At 70.1% G+C, this 16,091-nt stretch carries 10 protein-coding genes and 1 pseudogene; all 11 read left to right on the top strand.

All coding sequences use genetic code 11. From position 1 onward, the window contains the following. Nucleotides 1-12: 12 nt before the first annotated feature. On the top strand, nt 13-1,455 hold the full coding sequence (locus tag ND747_RS21345) for a glutamate synthase subunit beta (protein ID WP_251735743.1): 1,443 nt from the start codon (nt 13-15) through the stop codon (nt 1,453-1,455). Between the two features lie 261 nt (nt 1,456-1,716). Beyond that, entirely contained in the window at nt 1,717-2,313 is a 597-nt protein-coding gene (locus ND747_RS21340; protein ID WP_251735791.1) for an adenylate kinase, read from the top strand. Nucleotides 2,314-2,334: 21 nt separating this feature from the next. Beyond that, nucleotides 2,335-4,626, top strand: coding sequence for a hypothetical protein (locus ND747_RS21335; RefSeq protein ID WP_374216287.1), 2,292 nt, complete (start codon nt 2,335-2,337; stop codon nt 4,624-4,626). A 162-nt stretch (nt 4,627-4,788) separates the two neighbouring features. After that, entirely contained in the window at nt 4,789-5,244 is a 456-nt protein-coding gene (locus ND747_RS21330) for a TerB family tellurite resistance protein (protein ID WP_251735742.1), read from the top strand. A 289-nt stretch (nt 5,245-5,533) separates the two neighbouring features. Further along, nucleotides 5,534-6,418 (top strand): sulfite exporter TauE/SafE family protein, encoded by an 885-nt coding sequence (locus ND747_RS21325; protein ID WP_251735741.1) that lies wholly within the window; start codon nt 5,534-5,536, stop codon nt 6,416-6,418. A gap of 307 nt (nt 6,419-6,725) precedes the next feature. Then, nucleotides 6,726-7,523: a hypothetical protein gene (locus tag ND747_RS21320; protein WP_251735740.1), complete on the top strand. Its 798-nt coding sequence runs from the start codon at nt 6,726-6,728 to the stop codon at nt 7,521-7,523. Further along, nucleotides 7,513-10,128, top strand: coding sequence for a glycosyltransferase family 2 protein (locus tag ND747_RS21315; RefSeq protein WP_251735739.1), 2,616 nt, complete (start codon nt 7,513-7,515; stop codon nt 10,126-10,128). Before ND747_RS21320 ends, ND747_RS21315 begins: the two co-directional genes overlap by 11 nt. A gap of 260 nt (nt 10,129-10,388) precedes the next feature. Then, nucleotides 10,389-11,993 (top strand): galactose oxidase early set domain-containing protein, encoded by a 1,605-nt coding sequence (locus ND747_RS21310; protein ID WP_251735737.1) that lies wholly within the window; start codon nt 10,389-10,391, stop codon nt 11,991-11,993. An 86-nt stretch (nt 11,994-12,079) separates the two neighbouring features. Beyond that, nucleotides 12,080-13,204, top strand: a complete 1,125-nt coding sequence (locus tag ND747_RS21305; protein ID WP_251735736.1) for a glycoside hydrolase family 6 protein — start codon at nt 12,080-12,082, stop codon at nt 13,202-13,204. Between the two features lie 971 nt (nt 13,205-14,175). Then, complete coding sequence (locus ND747_RS21300) at nt 14,176-15,273, top strand: ABC transporter substrate-binding protein (protein WP_251735734.1); 1,098 nt, start codon at nt 14,176-14,178, stop codon at nt 15,271-15,273. Nucleotides 15,274-15,708: 435 nt separating this feature from the next. Beyond that, a pseudogene (locus ND747_RS21295) lies at nt 15,709-16,091 on the top strand (hypothetical protein); the annotation flags it as partial.

Raw genomic sequence — 16,091 nt, 5'->3', positions numbered from 1 at the left:
GACAGGAGTGACATGGCCGACCCGACCGGCTTTCTCAAGCACCACCGGGAGCTGCCGACCCGTCGCCCGGTCGACCTGCGCATCCAGGACTGGCGAGAGGTCTACCAGCCGTTTCCGGAGGAGGACCTGCGCGCGCAGGCGGGCCGCTGTATGGACTGCGGTATCCCGTTCTGTCACAACGGCTGCCCCCTGGGGAACATCATCCCCGAGTGGAACGACCTGGCCCGCCGCGGCGACTGGCCGGACGCGATCGAGCGGCTGCACGCGACGAACAACTTCCCCGAGTTCACCGGTCGGCTCTGCCCGGCGCCCTGTGAGGCGGCCTGTGTGCTGGGCATCGGCGATGATCCGGTGACGATCAAGCAGGTCGAGGTCAGCATCATCGACCGGGCCTGGGCGGACGGGACCGTCGTCCCGGTGCCGCCGTCGGTGCGCACCGGGCGCCGGGTCGCCGTCGTCGGCTCCGGGCCCGCCGGGCTCGCCGCCGCCCAGCAGCTCACCCGGGCGGGGCATGACGTCGTCGTCTACGAGCGGGCCGACCGCGTCGGCGGCCTGCTGCGTTACGGCATCCCCGAGTTCAAGATGGAGAAGGCGGTCCTGGACCGCCGCCTTGCCCAGATGGAGGCCGAGGGCACCTCGTTCGTCACCTCGTGTGATGTCGGGGTGGACATCTCGGCTGCCGAACTGCGCTCGTCCTACGAGGCGGTGATCCTCGCCGGTGGGTCGACGATCGGCCGGGACCTGCCCGTTCCCGGCCGGGAGCTCGGTGGGATCCACCTGGCGATGGAGTTCCTGGAGCCGGCGAACCGGGTTGTCTCCGGTGACCTGGCCGAACCGCCGATCACGGCGGCGGGCAAGCGGGTGGTCATCATCGGCGGCGGGGACACCGGCGCCGACTGCCTGGGCACCTCGCACCGCCAGGGCGCGGCCTCCGTCCACCAGCTGGAGATCATGCCGCGACCGCCGGAGCTGCGCGCACCGGCGAACCCGTGGCCGTCCTTCCCGATCCTCTACCGGGTGTCCAGCGCGCACGAGGAGGGTGGCGAGCGGGTGTTCGCCGTGTCCACCGAACGCTTCCTCGGCGATGACGCGGGCAACGTGCGGGCGCTGCGGATGCACGAGGTGCGCTTCACCTCGGGACGGTTCGAGAAGGTCGAGGGCACCGACGTCGAGCTGCCGTGCGAGCTGGTGCTGCTGGCGATGGGCTTCACCGGCCCGCAGCGCACCGGCCTGCTGGCGGAGCTCGGCGTCGAGCTCGACGCCCGGGGCAACGTGGCCCGCAACGCGGGTTGGGAGACCTCGGTGCCCGGCGTGTTCGTCGCCGGCGACATGGGCCGTGGCCAGTCACTGATCGTCTGGGCGATCTCCGAGGGACGTTCCGCGGCCGCGGCGGTCGACCGGCGGCTCATGGGCGGCACCGACCTGCCCGACCCGATCACCCCCACCCGCCGCTGATCACCCCCACCCGCCGCTGATCACCCGCACCCGCCGCTGATCACCCGCACTCGCCGCAGAGCCAGGCAGAGCAGGACGGGTCCGGACCGGACCGCGTGCGGCGGATGCGGCGCCGGGCGGTCAGAGCCTGGCCGGGGAGTGAGCCACGATCGCGCGTCCCGTGACAAACGGGTGTGATGTGGCTTGCTCCCCGCCGCATCTGTCGCGATTGGCCGGTATCAGCGCTGGGCATCGGCGCTGGTGGCGGTACCGTCCATGGGCATGAGGCTCGTGCTGCTCGGTCCCCCCGGCTCCGGCAAGGGAACGCAGGGTGCGCGGATCAGCGCCCGACACGGCATTCCGACGATCTCCACCGGTCAGCTGTTCGATCGGCAGATCTCCGCGGGCACCCCCCTGGGGCAGCGGGCCGAGCGGTACGTGCGAGCCGGTGAGCTCGTCCCCGACGAGATCGTGCTGGACATGGTCGCCGACCGGCTCGCCGCCGGTGTCGACTGCGCCGAGGGGTTTCTGTTCGACGGCTTCCCGCGCACCTACCCGCAGGCGGAGGCACTGGACCGGATGCTCGCGGCGAGCTGCGGCCCGCTGGACGCCGTCATCGACCTCGACGTGGACGTGGACGAGGTGCTGGCCCGCATCCGTCGTCGGGCCCACACCGAGGACCGTCTGGACGACGCCGAGGACACCGCACGGCGTCGCATGGCGGTCTTCGCCGCGGAGACCGCCCCGCTGCGCCGCTACTACCAGCAGGCCGGCCTGCTGCACACCATCGAGGGCGCGGGCGACCCCGACGAGGTGGCCGCCCGGATCGGACAGACCCTGGCCGCGATCGCCCATCCGCAGCTTCACCTGGGCAGCTGATCGCGCGATATCTTCGAGGCGGTGGGCGGCGAGACGGACGAGCACGAGCCGGTAGCGCGCCGTGGGGCGGGCCCGGTCGCTGATCCGGGCCGGTCCGGTGGCGGCCGGCCGCCGGTGACGCGTCGGTGGCGCACGGGCCGGGGTCGGCTCGCGTACCTGGCGCTGGTCCTGGTGGTGATGCTGGGCTCCGTGCCGCTCGTGATCATCCTGACCGCCAGCCGTACGGTGCTCAACCCGGCGTTCTACTCCCAGTCGCTGAACCGGGCGGATGCCTACGACCGGCTCTACACCGAGGTGCTGCCCGACCCGGCGGTGGGCGCCCTGCTTGCCGGTCTTCCGATCGACAGCTCACTGATCACCGCGAACCTGCGCACGGTGCTGCCGCCGGCCACCGTCGAGGCGATGACCGACGAGCAGATCACCCGGGTCGTCGATTACCTGCGCGGCAACGCGGACGACATCGAACTCGCCGTCGACCTGGCCCCGATCTTCGACAACGTCTCGGGTCTGGCCAACCGGTACATCGCCGGTGAGCTCGGCTCCGGCACCACCTACCGGGTCACGTCCGTGGCCGCCTTCACTCAGGACGTGCTCGCCGCGATCAACGACGTCGCCGCCGGACGCCCCCCGACCTCGCTGCCCGCGATCGAGCTGACCGCTCAGGACACCGACCGGGTCCTGCCGCTCGTGCTCGACCGGGTCGACCGCGACACCCGCATCCGCCTCGAACCGCAGCTGCGGGCACTGCTGCGCGCCGGCGACGTCGCCGGCGCGCTCGCCCTGCTCGGCCCGCAGCTGTTCCAGGGGGACGAGCAGGCCACCGCGCGGCTGCGCCAGGCGCTGCACGGGTCGACTCTCGACCTCGGCGTGCGCCTGTCGGACCTGCGCGACCAGCCGGCGATCACCGCGATCGACCGGCTGCACGACCTCACCCATCTGCTGGTGTGGCTGTCGGTCGGCCTGGTGCTGCTGGTGGTCGCGGCCCTGGTCGGCATCGTCGTGCTCGCCGGGCGTCAGGGCGTCTCCCGGGCGCGCGCCGGCGCCGGAGCGGTGGTCGCCGCCGGGGTGGGTCTGCTCGGGGCCGGCGTCGCACTGCGTCTCGCGCTGCCCAATCCGCTGCGACCGCTCGCCGGGCCACACTCGCCGCTGCCCGCGGGGGCCAGCGCCGTCCTCGTCGACTTCTCCCGGCAGGCCTACCGGACCGTGGAGAGCGACTACCTGCGGGTCGTCGGCTGGACGCTGGTGGCGGGCCTGGTCGTCGGCGGTCTGTCGCTGCTGGTGTCGCTGTCGGCCCGCTGGAGCGCGACCGGGCGACGTCGGCGCCTTGCCACCGCACTGGCCCTCGCCGTGCCGGTGATGGTGAGCGTGACCTGGACGGCCTTCCCGGGCGCCGCGGCGGAGTCCCGCCGGCTGTGCGAGTCCAGCCCGTCGCTGTGTGACCGGCGCTACGATCAGGTCACCTACCTGGCCACCCACAACGCGATGGCCAACAGTGAGGACCGCTTCCTCGGCCCGTCCCAGGACCCGACCCTGGTTCACCAGCTGGATCTCGGGGTGCGCACCCTGCTGGTGGACGTGCACCACTGGACGCCCGCCGAGCAGGTCGCCACCTACCTGGCGACCCTGCCACCGACGACCCGGGCTGCCCTGGAACCGCTGACCCGCGGGGCGGTCTCGCAGCGGCCCGGTGTGTGGCTGTGCCACGACGTGTGTCAGCTCGGCGCGCTGGACTTCGCCGCGGCGCTGGGCCAGGTCCGCGGCTGGATGACCCGTAACCCGACCGAGGTGGTCACGCTGATCATCCAGGACGACGAGGTACCGGCCAGCGAGATCGCGGGGGCGGTGGCCACGGCCGGGCTCACCGCGATGGTCGCCACGCCACCGGAGGATCCGCACGGTCGCTGGCCCACGCTGGGCACGATGGTCGACTCCGGTCGTCGACTCGTCGTGTTCACCGAGCAACAGGACCTGCCCGGCACGTTCCTGCGCGGCTTCTACCGGTACGCGACCGACACTCCGTTCGATGCGAAGCAGCCCGCCGACCTGGTCGGCTGCCCGCGCAATCGCGGTACCGCCGGGGCGGATCTGCTGCTGATGAACAACTGGATCACTGCGGCGGCGCCGAGCCGGCACGCGGCGCTGACCGCCAACGCCGCGGACGCACTGTGGAAACGGGCCCAGCGCTGCCGCACCGAGCAGGACCGGGCCCCGACCTACATTGCCGTCGATTTCTCGACGATCGGGTCGGCCCAGGCCGCCGTCGATCGCCTCAACGGCCTGTCCACCCATGCCGGGTTCGGCACCGGCCGGTGAACCGGCCACACCGCGACCGGCCCGGGGTGGTCGGACCTCGGTGGGATCGTGGCCGGCCGATCGTGCGTTCACCCTGCTGAAGCCGTCTGTCGCCGGTCCGATGCCGACGACCCAGCCTTTCGGACGCCCGCTGTCCGGAAATACTCGTGCAAGGGAGCCGAGGTGCCCATCTGGAACCAGCTTCGCCAGTCGGCCCAAACGATGCAGGGCCAGCTGACCGCGAAGAAGAACGACCTGAAAAGCGGCGCCTTCCGGGACGCGAGCATGGCGATCTGCGCGTTGGTCGCCGCAGCCGACGGCACCATCGATCCGGCCGAGCGTCAGCGCGTCGCGTCCCTGATCATCTCCAACGACGTGCTGAACAACTTCCCGGCGGACGACCTGCAACGCCGGTTCAACGACTACGTCACCAAGCTGCAGGCCGACTTCGAGTTCGGCAAGGTGTCGGTACTGCAGGACATCGGCAAAACCAAGAAGAAGCCGGCCGAGGCCCGGGCGGTCATCCAGATCGGCATCGTCATCGGCGGTGCGGACGGCTCGTTCGACAAGAGTGAGCAGGCCGTCGTGCGGGAGGCCTGCTTCGCCGTCGGCATCAACCCCGAGGAGTTCGACCTGTAACCGGGCCAGCTCGACGACGATCGTTCGGCGCGTCCGCGGGTCGCAGCCCGCGGACCGCCCCACTCCTGTCCGCCTGCCCCGCGTCCTTGTCCCCATCCCGTCCCCGACGGATCTCGCCGCGTTCCGCGGAGCCTCGCCCGTGCCGACCGCGTCACATCGGCTTTCCTGCCGCATTCTCCGGTTGGATGCTCGGCCAGAGCCAGAGCCAGAGCCAGAGCCAGAGCCAGAGCCAGAGCCAGAGCCAGAGCCAGAGCCAGAGCGCGGACGGGTCGGCAGGGAGGCAGATCAGGTGGGACCAGGTGAGGCCCTGCTCACCGCGGGGGCGGGGCTGCTCGCGGGCGCCGTCAACGCCATCGCCGGCGGTGGCACCCTCATCGCCTTTCCGGCGCTGCTGGCCACCGGGCTGCCTGCGCTGACAGCCAACATCACCTGCTCGGTCGGTCTGCTCACCGGCTATGCCGGCGGAGCGCTCGGCTACCGGCGCGAACTCGCCGACCAGATCGACCGGCTGCGCGCCCTGGGCCCACCGGCGCTGCTCGGCGGCGTCATCGGGGCGGTAGTCCTGCTGGCCACTCCGTCCGCCAGCTTTCGGGCCGTGGTCCCCTACCTGGTACTGGCCTCCTGCCTGTTGCTGGCGGCGCAGACCCGGCTGGCTGCGAGCGTGGCCCGCCGCCGGGCCGGGGCGACCGCGACCACCGGCTCTCCGCCGGCCGCCAGCCCCCCGCCCGTCTCCGGCGGCGCTCCGGTCGGTGGTGCTGCGCCCGTACATGTCAGTGCAACGTCTGGACCTGTGCACATGAGTACGGGTGCGCCGCCGACGGTGACCTGGCCGACCCGGTGCGGAGTGCTGGTTGCGGGGGTGTACGGCTCGTATTTCGGGGCCGGACTCGGCGTCCTGCTGCTCGGAGTGCTGGGCATACTACTAAGCGACGACCTCCAGCGCACCAATGCCCTCAAGACGCTGCTCGCTTTCGGCGTGAACACCGTCGGCGTCGTCGTGTTCCTGATCACAGCCCAGGTGGCCTGGGGCTACGCCGGCATTCTTGTAGTCGCCTCGCTACTCGGCGGGTTGCTGGGTGCGCGTATCGCTCGTCGGATGCACCCTGCGCTGTTGCGTGTCGCGGTCATCACGCTCGGCATTGTCGTTGCGATCGTTCTTCTCGTCCGTGGCTGAGTGCCGCTGTCAACCCTCACGTCGCTGTCAGGATGACGTGGCGGCACCACCCGGCCGAGGGCTATTCGGTGACTACGCATAATCTGTACACGCAGTGTTCTTGGGGAACGCTGACGTAACGGTAGTCCTGTGGGGGCGGCGCAACATTATCGCGTCGTCGTGCGTCTGTCAGCAGGGTGCTGCCCGGTGTGGGCCCATGGGCGGATATCGGTTCTGTCGCGTCAGGGCTGACGCGGTATTGCGGCGCGGCAATGTGGATCGGCCATGGTGGTCGTACCCGCGTGGCCGTTCCGCCGGGAGGGGTTTCGTGGTCCACGAGGAGCCGGACAGCGGCGATCGATCGGCCCTGGATGCTTTGAACTCCGAGGTCGTTGTGGGTGTGGGGGAGGCCCGGGACAATCTTGGCGCCGGGGAGGCCCGGGGCGGCCCGGGCGACCGTGTCGCCGGGGATGCAGATCCCGGCCTGGACGGCCTGGGCGACCGGGACGACCTGGACGTCGGGGGCGATCGGCGCGAGCGCGCCGCCAGGGACACCGGGGCCGGCGTTGGCCGCCGCCGGGGTGCCGCGAGGACGGGGGGCGGCTGGAGCGATCGGCTTCTCACGCTGTGTGTGATTGCTGGTCTGGTTGCGCTGTTCACCGTGCCGCGGACCTGGGCTCGCGCAACGCTGTCGGACCGGGGCGCGCACCTGCTGGTCGCCACCCGGTCCGGTTGGGAGCTGGCGCCCACCGGCGCCCTGGTGGGCACCGCCGCGGTGCTCTCGATCGTGCTCTGCCTGCTGGTGGGCTGGACTGGTCGACGCAGGCTGATCGTCGGGCCGCTGGCCTGCGGGCTGGCGATCGTTGCGCTGGCACTTGGCCGGTTGAACGCTGCCGACCCGCTCGAGCACACGATCGGCCGGCTACGGATCGGCACCTTCCAGACGGACGAACCGGTCACGGCAAGTGGTCCCGCATTGTGGTTGTGGGTCGCGGTGGTCTGCGGCGTCGTCATGGTCGGGGCTGCGGCTGGCTGCCTGGCGCTCGGGCGGTCGCGACCGCGGCCGGGTCCCGCCGGACGCCCCGTGGTCGACGGCCGGTCGGGTAGGAGCCATCGTGGCCTATGACTACGCGTCGTTCTCGACGCTGGCCGGACCGCTGCAGGAGCCGCCGACCCGCGGCCAGTACCACGTCGCCTACCGCAAGATCATGGTCGGTCGGCACCTCTACCAGGTGCTGCCGCAGCTGATCGCCACGGTCGGCCTGTCGTCGCTGTTCTTCGTGTGGCTGATCCAGCCCGAGCACTACCCGCAGGGCCGTTATCTGCCGACGGCGGTCCAGGTCGGCAACGCAGTGATGTTCTGGCTGATCGTAGTCACTGAGGGTATTCGACTGATCAACTCGATCACGTTGTGCTGGTCGGCGTTCATCATGCGCAACCCGGTTCCCGTGCGACCGCCGACTGGTCTGCGGGTTGCCTTCACGACGACGATCGTGCCTTCCAAGGAACCCCTCGACGTCGTCCGGGACACCCTGATCGCGGCCCTGAACATTCGGCACGACTCGATCATCGACGTCTGGCTGTTGGATGAGGGCAATGACCCGGCGGTCCGCGCGATGTGCGCGGAGATCGGTATCAACCACTTCTCCCGCAAAGACGTGGAGCGTTACAACACCAGCCGCGGCCGGTTCCGCGCGAAGACAAAGCACGGAAATCACAACTCGTGGTTGGACGCCCACGGCGACGGCTATGACGTGGTGCTCTCGGTGGACCCGGATCACATTCCCCTGCCGAACTTCGCCGAACGCATGCTCGGCTACTTCCGCGATCCCAACGTCGCGTTCGTGGTCGGCCCGCAGGTGTACGGAAACTTCCGGCACTACCTCACCCGGGGCGCCGAGGCGCAGAACTACATGTTCCACTCGGTCGTCCAGCGGGCGGCCAACCGGTTCGCCTGCGGAATGTTCGTCGGTACGAACCACGCCTACCGGGTCGAGACCTGGCGGCAGATCGGCGGCTTCCAGGACTCGATCACCGAGGATCTCGCGACTTCCTTCGCCGTCCACGGTGCCCGCAACCCGGTGACGAAGCACCGCTGGACCTCGGTGTACACGCCGGACGTCGTCGCCGTCGGAGAGGGGCCGGCCACCTGGACCGACTTCTTCAGTCAGCAGCTGCGGTGGGCCCGGGGGGCCAACGAGGTCCTGGTCACCGAGGCTGCCGGTCGGATGCGCAAGCTGTCCTGGGGGCCGCGGCTGCACTACGCGACGCTGATGCTGCACTACCCGACGGTCGCGCTGACCTGGATTCTCGGCATGATGCTCACGACGACCTACATGGCGCTCGGCTCCACCGGCGTCGTCGTGCACGTCTCGGCCTGGTTCGCGCTCTACGTCGACGTGTTCGCCTCACGGCTGCTGCTGTACTTCTGGCTGCGTCGGTTCAACACCAGCCCGCACGAGGAACCCGGTTCCGCAGGAATGTCCGGCATCTTCGTGTCCGTGCTGTGCACGCCGTTCTATTCGACGGCGTTCGTCGGCGCGGTGTTCCGGCGCAAGCTGGGTTTCGTCGTCACTCCCAAGGGCGATCAGGCCAGCCCGGACCGTCTGTTGACCTTCCGCAAGCATCTCTTCTGGGCGGTCTGGTCGGCCGGGTCGATCGCGGCCGCGGCGGCGCTCGGGCATCTGTATCCGGCGAACATGGTGTGGGTGTCGCTGTCGCTGGTGACCTGCCTGCTGCCGATTGGTCTGTGGCGGTTGGAACCCATCCTCGCGCCGCGCCGGGCCAAGGCTCCCAATCCGCTGCCGGCCGCGCACGTGCCGGCACCGCGGCGGGCAGCGGAGGCTGCGTGGCCAGCCCTCCCGCAGGCGGGACCCCATGCCGAACGCGAGCTCGGCACGGCTGGTACGCCCGCGTCGCGCCGGTCCGGCGGTGCAGGGGCGGACGATCCGGTGACCGAGGAGGTGCCGGCCGTGGTGGCCGCCACGTTCGCGGATCCGGTCACCGAGGAGGTGCAGCTCCTGGATGGTCCCGACGGCCTTACCGGCGACACGGTCACCATCGTCGGTGCCCGCCCACCGAGCACGCCGCCCCGTGCAGGCGGGCGTGGCGGCACCACGGACAAGGGCGGCAAGGGCCGGGAGAACAACCGGGAGGACGACCGGGAGGACGACCGGGACCGGGACAGCCGTAGGGGCAAGGACCGGGAACTGGCCGGCGCCACCGCGCAGGCCGGCTCCACGGACGGCGCCGGCCCGGGGCAGGCGACCGGCTCGGCCAGGGGTGCCGACGCCCAGGGCGCGCTCGGGATCGACGGCCCGACCATGCTTCTGTCGGCCGCCGGCGTGGCTGCTGCCCTCGCCCGTGCGACGACCACCGGACCCGCCGCCGGCGGCGGGTCCGGTCACTCGGACGGTCACTCGGACGGCGAGCGTGATGACACGGTCGTCACCCGGACGCTGCCTGGCCCGAACGACCAGCCGTCCCGGGCGCCCGTGGCCGCGGAGGAGGCGCCTGCCGCCGGCGGGGACGACCCGGACCATCGCTCCCACCCGGCCACGCCGCCGGTCTACACCGAACACGAGACGGTGATCACCGGCCGCCGCGAGGTGCTCGCCGGAGTGGGTGCCACCGCCGGTGACCGGCCTGTCTACGTCGAGGACGTGACGATGCGACTGACCCCACGCCGACGTCGGGTGTCCCTCGACGGCCTGCTCGAGGAGATTGGCTGATGCCCGACCGCCCGCGTCGCCCCGCGGGGCGCCCGGAACCCGACGAGCCGACCGTCACCGACCTGCCGACCATCGGCGGCGCCGCGCCGGCGTCGGCTCGGGATGATCGTCCGGCCGCCCCGCGACGCTCCGAGTCGGGCCACCGGTCCGACTCGGAGCGCCCTTCGGAGCGGACCCGCCGTTCGGAGTCGGGCCGCCGATCCGAGCCAGGTCGTCGGCCGGCGCCGGTGGGAGGCCGGCCCAGCCTGGACGACCCGCGGATGGCACCGGTGGTGGCAACGCCGACGAGGTCCCGACGCCGCCGCCGGATCCTGCAGGCCGGGATCATCGTGCTGGTGGTGCTGGCCGGAAACTTCCCCTACGTCAACTCGTGGGCGTCCGACCAGTACAACGACTGGCGTTCCCACCAGCCGGGCTACATGCGTGACAACGGTCGCTGGGACATCGTCGCCGACAGCGGTTCGCGGTCGATCCACGCCGCGATGCTGCGCACCGGCAAGGTTCTGCTGATGTCGGGCTCCGGCAACGACAAGAAGAACTTCGACGCCAAGCGGTTCGAGACCGTCCTGTGGGATCCGGTCGCGAACACCTTCCAGAAGATCGCCACCCCATGGGACGTCTTCTGCGCCGGGCACGCGTTCCTGCCCAACGGCGACCTGCTGATCGCCGGCGGCACCAAGGCCTACGAGGTGCTCGCCGCGGACGCGCCGGACGGCAAGAAGAAGGAGTACCAGGGCCTCAAGGACTCCTACCTGTTCGACCCGATCAGCGAGCGTTACGTCAAGACCGGCTTCCTGCAGCACGCCCGGTGGTACCCGACGCTGGTCACGCTGGCCAACGGCGCGGTCGTCGCCGTCTCGGGACTCAACGAGAAGGGCGACATCGACCCGGGCAACACCGAGTCCTACGACGCCGGCAGTGCCAGCTGGCTCGAGCATCCCGAGCTGCGCAAGGAGTTCCCGACCTACCCGTCGCTGCTGCTGACCGCGGATGGCCGGCTGTTCTTCTCCGGCGCGAACGCCGGCTACGGCCCAGCATCGTTGGAGGCCCGTCAGTCCGGGCTGTGGAACCTCACCAACAACAACTTCCAGGCCGTTCCCGGGCTGCCGCTGCCCGAGGTCAACGAGACCGCCGGCACGGTCCTGCTTGCCCCGGCCCAGGACCAGAAGATCATGTTCATCGGCGGTGGTGGCGTCGGCGACACCCAGGTGGCCACCGACCGGACCGCCATCGTGGACCTGACCTCGCCGCAGCCCGCCTGGGTGCGCGGCCCCGACCTCAGCTCACCCAAGCGCTATCCCGGCGCGGTCGTGCTGCCCGACGACACAGTGCTGGTCTCGGGCGGGTCGCGACGCTACCGGGCCAAGGACATGCTGAGCGCGGAGCTCTACAACCCGACGAGCAACACCTTCCGCCAGGTGGCCGCCCCGCACGTCGGCCGGGACTACCACTCCGAGTACCTCCTGCTGCCCGACGGTCGGGTGGCGGTGTTCGGCTCGAACCCGCTCACCGACGACAACACCTTTGAGACCAGAGTCGAGGTCTACTCGCCGCCGTACCTCTACGCCGGGACGCGGCCGGTCATCCGTACCGCGCCGAACGCCCTCGCGCGGGGTACCTCAATCTCGCTGTCCGTGTCACAGAAAGTCGGAAAAGTCCGTTTGATCCGGCCGGGAGCCTACACTCACGTGACGGATACCGAGCAACGTTCGGTGGCCCTTCCGATCACCTCCCAGGTGGACGGTACGGTCACGGTGAGCGTGCCGGACAACGCGAACGTCCTGCCGGGCGACTGGTACATGCTCTTTGTCGACAACGGAGCGAACGTTCCGTCGGTCGCAACCTGGGTGCACGTGGCTCAGTAGCGTCGCCGGCCCGCCGGCCCCGGGGGCTGTGGGGTGGCCTGTCCGGCGCTGCCCGTCATGCGAGTAACCGCAGAGAGGACGCCGTCGTGCCGACATCCAGGTTGCTGCCCGTGGCCGCCGAGCGTGCCGGCCGGATCGGCATCGTCCTGGCCCTTGTCGCCGTGTTGGCTGCCTGCGATCTCGGTGGTGGAAAGGACCACAGCGGCGACCCGGGTCGCTCCGGCAGCGCGTCCGCCGCCGCGGCGGTACCCGCCCCGGACCCCACCCGGTGCCCGCAGGGCGGAGCCGACACCGTCAACGAGCCGACCGTGGCTACTCCGGACGGGGACGGCGCGTCCTCCCGGGCGCCGCAGGAGCCGTTCCTGGTCGACCCGAGCAGCCAGGCAGCGCAGCGCGCCGGGTCCCACCCCGGCGAGGCGAGCACGATCGCACCGCTGGTCCAGACGTCGACCGCCTTCCCGGTCGGCGACTGGATCGGCGACGTCATCGGGGAGGTACACGCCCGGGCCGCCGCCGCGCAGGCCGCCGGCGCCACCGCCGTGTTCATGGTGTACGCCATCCCCTACCGGGATGTGGGCCAGTACTCCGCGGGCGGCCTGCCCAACGCCGCGGAGTACCGCCAGTTCACCGCGAAGGTCGCGGCCGGCATCGGCGGCGCACGGGCCGTCATCGTGCTCGAACCCGACGCGCTCGGCCAGATCAACGAACTCGACGCCGGCAAGGCAGCGGAACGCTACGCCCTGCTGCGTGACGCGGTCGACGCCTATGGCGCCCTGCCGGCGACCAGCGTCTACCTCGACGGCGCGAACTGCGGCTGGACCGACCCCGTGGAGATGGCCCACCGCCTGGCGCAGGCCGGCGTGGCGCACGCCCGCGGATTCGCGGTGAACGTGTCGAACTACTACGCCACCGCGGATGAGGCGGCCCGCGGCGAGGTTCTTTCCCGTCTGCTCGGCGGCGCTCACTACGTTATCGACACGTCCCGCAACGGTCGGGGCCCGGCAACCGGCATCTCGGACCCGTGGTGCAACCCGCCTGGTCGTGGGCTCGGTACCAAGCCCACCACCAGCACCGGTTTTCCGCATGCCGATGCCTTTCTGTGGATCAAAACTCCCGGGGCCAGCGACGGGGAATGTAACCGCGGTAATCCGAAGGCGGGGGAGTGGTGGCCGCAGGCCGCCGCGGAGCTCGTCCAGAACGCCGTCGGCTGAATCGCGACCTTCGGCTGCGGCGTCCCCTCTGCAGGAAACGGTGGACCGGGGCGACCTCCGACGGCCTCCAATGGCTTCGGAAAGAATCCCTGAAAAGCCCGAAAAATTCTTTGCGGCTGGCCGGTGGGCCCACCGCGCAGCTGTTGTTTCCGTCCCTGGGACCAGACTTCTGGACGCCGCGCGGCGGGTGTACGGCTGCCCGGGTGAGCCCGAGAACGTCCCGATCTCCACCGCGGCAGCGGCCGGCGGGCATCCCTGCGTTCCGGTTCCGGCGCCTGCCTGGGCCCCGGTACCCGTCTCCATCTCTGCTCCGATGGTCCGAAACGGGCGGCCAGACCTCCGTCACTCCTGACGCAGCGTAGTATTGATGTTTCTTTTAGCGATCAAATAGGGTGACCGCGGTCGTCTTGCAGGTTGGGTGGCGGGCGGTGGCGTACCGGCATCCGCGGGAATCCATCCTTATGTGCGACGCATCTGCGGATGCAGCGTCCGTAACTGACCGCATATGCGGATATCTCGAACTTCTGTTGGTAACCTGTCTGACACAAAGCGGCTCGACTTGATCGTTCTGGCCGAGAGGCCCACTCGGCTTCGGGGTCGCCCTCGGATCCGTGGCCACCCGGGTGCCGAGTGGAAGTTTTGCCCGAATTATTCGCATCCCAATGCACGCCTTCATGGCATCCGGAGACCGTCAGTGAATGGCGGCGTGGGTCGGGGTGGCGGCTCCCGCCCCTACACCCACGGCCTTCCGTCCTGCGCCTGGCCGATGTCGTCGAAACAGGGCGTTCACCGTTTCGTCATCTTTCTTCGAGTGCGAAGAATCCGCCTTGACGCCCTGATTCGGCCGCTGCTAATTTTCGCCGACCAATCGGTTCGACGTGAGCGATGGGAATCGCTCGGTTCAGGGGGGACGACCAGTGCGTTCGATACGCCGTCCGCGGCGCATTGCAGTTGCGATAGGTCTCACGGGCATGATCGCCCTGGCTGGCTGTTCCAGCTCGGGTGACGACAGCACCTCGGCCAGCCCATCGGCCAGCCCCACGCCGGCCAACCACGTGGTCACGGACCTTTCCGGTGCGCAGGTGACAGTGCCGACAACCATCAACAAAATTGCCGAGCAGTTCCCGGCGCATACCGTGACCGACGTGATGCTTGGGGTCGGCGACAAGCTGGTTGCGATTCCGCAGAACGTCAGCACCATTCCTTTCATGCAGACCGTGCAGCCGGGTATCGCCAAGGTTCCGCAGCTGTTCCGCAACGGTGGCATGGTGAACATGGAGCAGCTGCTCCAGCGCAAGCCCGATGTGGTGTCCCTGATCAGCGGCGGCGACACGGCGACCCCCTTCAAGAACGCCGGGGTCCCGGCCGTCAGCATGTTCTTCACCAAGCTGGACGACATCACGAAGTCGATGACGGTCGCCGGTGCGACCTACGGTGGCCCAGCCGTAGCGAAGGCGAAGGCCTACAACGCGTACTACGAAAAGGTCTCCGCCGCCCTGTCCTCGAAGCTTTCGGGCGCAACGGCGAAGCCGAAGGTGCTCTTCATCGAGGCCTACACCGGCGGCAGCGACATCACGGTCCAGGGCGGTGCCTCCCTGATCGACCAGTGGATCGAGAAGGCCGGCGGCACGGACGCGGCCAAGGACATCAAGGGCAACCGGGTCAAGGTCACCATGGAGCAGGTGCTCCAGTGGAACCCGGACTACCTGATCGTCGCCACCCCCGGCGGTGATCAGGGCCTGGCCGCCAACACCGGCACCTCGGTCGTGGACGCGCTGTCGAAGCTGTCGGGCTGGAACGACCTGAACGCGGTCAAGAACAACAAGCTGTACATCCACCCGCGTGGCCTCTACCCGTGGGGTCAGTACACCCCGGAGCAGGCGGTCAACCTGCAGTGGGTGGCCAAGGTCCTCAACCCGCCGCTGTTTTCCGACGTCGACCTTCGCTCGGTCACCAGCAGCTTCTATCAGACCTACTTCGGCCACAGGCCCACTGCCGACGAGCTGACCCAGATCCTGCAGACCGCTGCGCCTGACGGCATCGCCACCCCGGCGAACGCCGTCAAATAGCTGCCGACCGCCATCCGGTCCGGATCCGTCCAGACAGGTCGGCGTGGCCTGTGTTCGGGCCGGCGGGCCGGCGGGCCGGCCAGACAGGTCGTGGGCCGGGTCGGATGGCGTATGCGGGGTAGCTCGATGGTGAATCCCGACACTCACGCAACATGATGCAGCCTGGTTTGCTGTTGGCTCAACTTCACGGCGCTGCAGGACTTCCTTCGGCCAACGATGTCACTCTCGGCTCTCAAGGATGGGTCGGGCGGGGTGTCCGAGCGACGCCGTCAACCTCCGTAGATGCGGCGCTCGGTACCCTTTTGTCTGTTCCTGGGTCGGCCGCCGCCCCGGGTGCCGCCCCGGATCGGTCGGCTGGCCGCTGGCCATCGTCCGCGGCACTGTCGTTCAGGGTCGTTGCGTGGCACGCCCGTGTCCGCGGTAGCCGGAGGTCGTGTGTCGAACACCCCGATCCGCCGTCACCGTCGTGCCAGCGTGCAGGTCGTCGTCCGTGGGCAACGGCAGTTCCGGGTGGGTCTGTGCGTCAGCGCCGTGCTGCTGATGGTGGTCGGTTTCGCGCTGCAGCAGAGCATGGGTACTCCGGCCCGTTCCGCGGAGGGGACGAGCACGGTCGCCGCACAGCCCGACGTCCTCGATCGTCGCCCCACCGCGTCCGGCGTGCCACCGTCCGCCGCTGCGTCTGACGCCGCCGGGGCGGCCGGTGCTGATCGGAAGGCGGGTGTGGCCCGTCCCACGGTGACGGGCACGAACGGTCTCGCCGCGGCCGGGCGGTTGTCCGCGGGGCAGGGGGGTGCGACGTCCGGGTCCGCAGGGTCCGG

It is taken from the genome of Frankia sp. R82, assembly GCF_023716925.1.
Classification (GTDB): Bacteria; Actinomycetota; Actinomycetes; order Frankiales; family Frankiaceae; genus Frankia.
Note: the sequence above shows the minus strand (reverse complement) of the source record. Positions and strands in the feature narration are given on the sequence as shown.

Bases quoted from the DNA above. Each gene is read 5' to 3' on its own strand.
- ND747_RS21345 (WP_251735743.1), top strand. From the start codon at position 13: ATGGCCGACCCGACCGGCTTTCTCAAGCACCACCGGGAGCTGCCGACC.
- ND747_RS21340 (WP_251735791.1), top strand. From the start codon at position 1,717: ATGAGGCTCGTGCTGCTCGGTCCCCCCGGCTCCGGCAAGGGAACGCAG.
- ND747_RS21310 (WP_251735737.1), top strand. From the start codon at position 10,389: ATGGCACCGGTGGTGGCAACGCCGACGAGGTCCCGACGCCGCCGCCGG.
- ND747_RS21300 (WP_251735734.1), top strand. From the start codon at position 14,176: ATGATCGCCCTGGCTGGCTGTTCCAGCTCGGGTGACGACAGCACCTCG.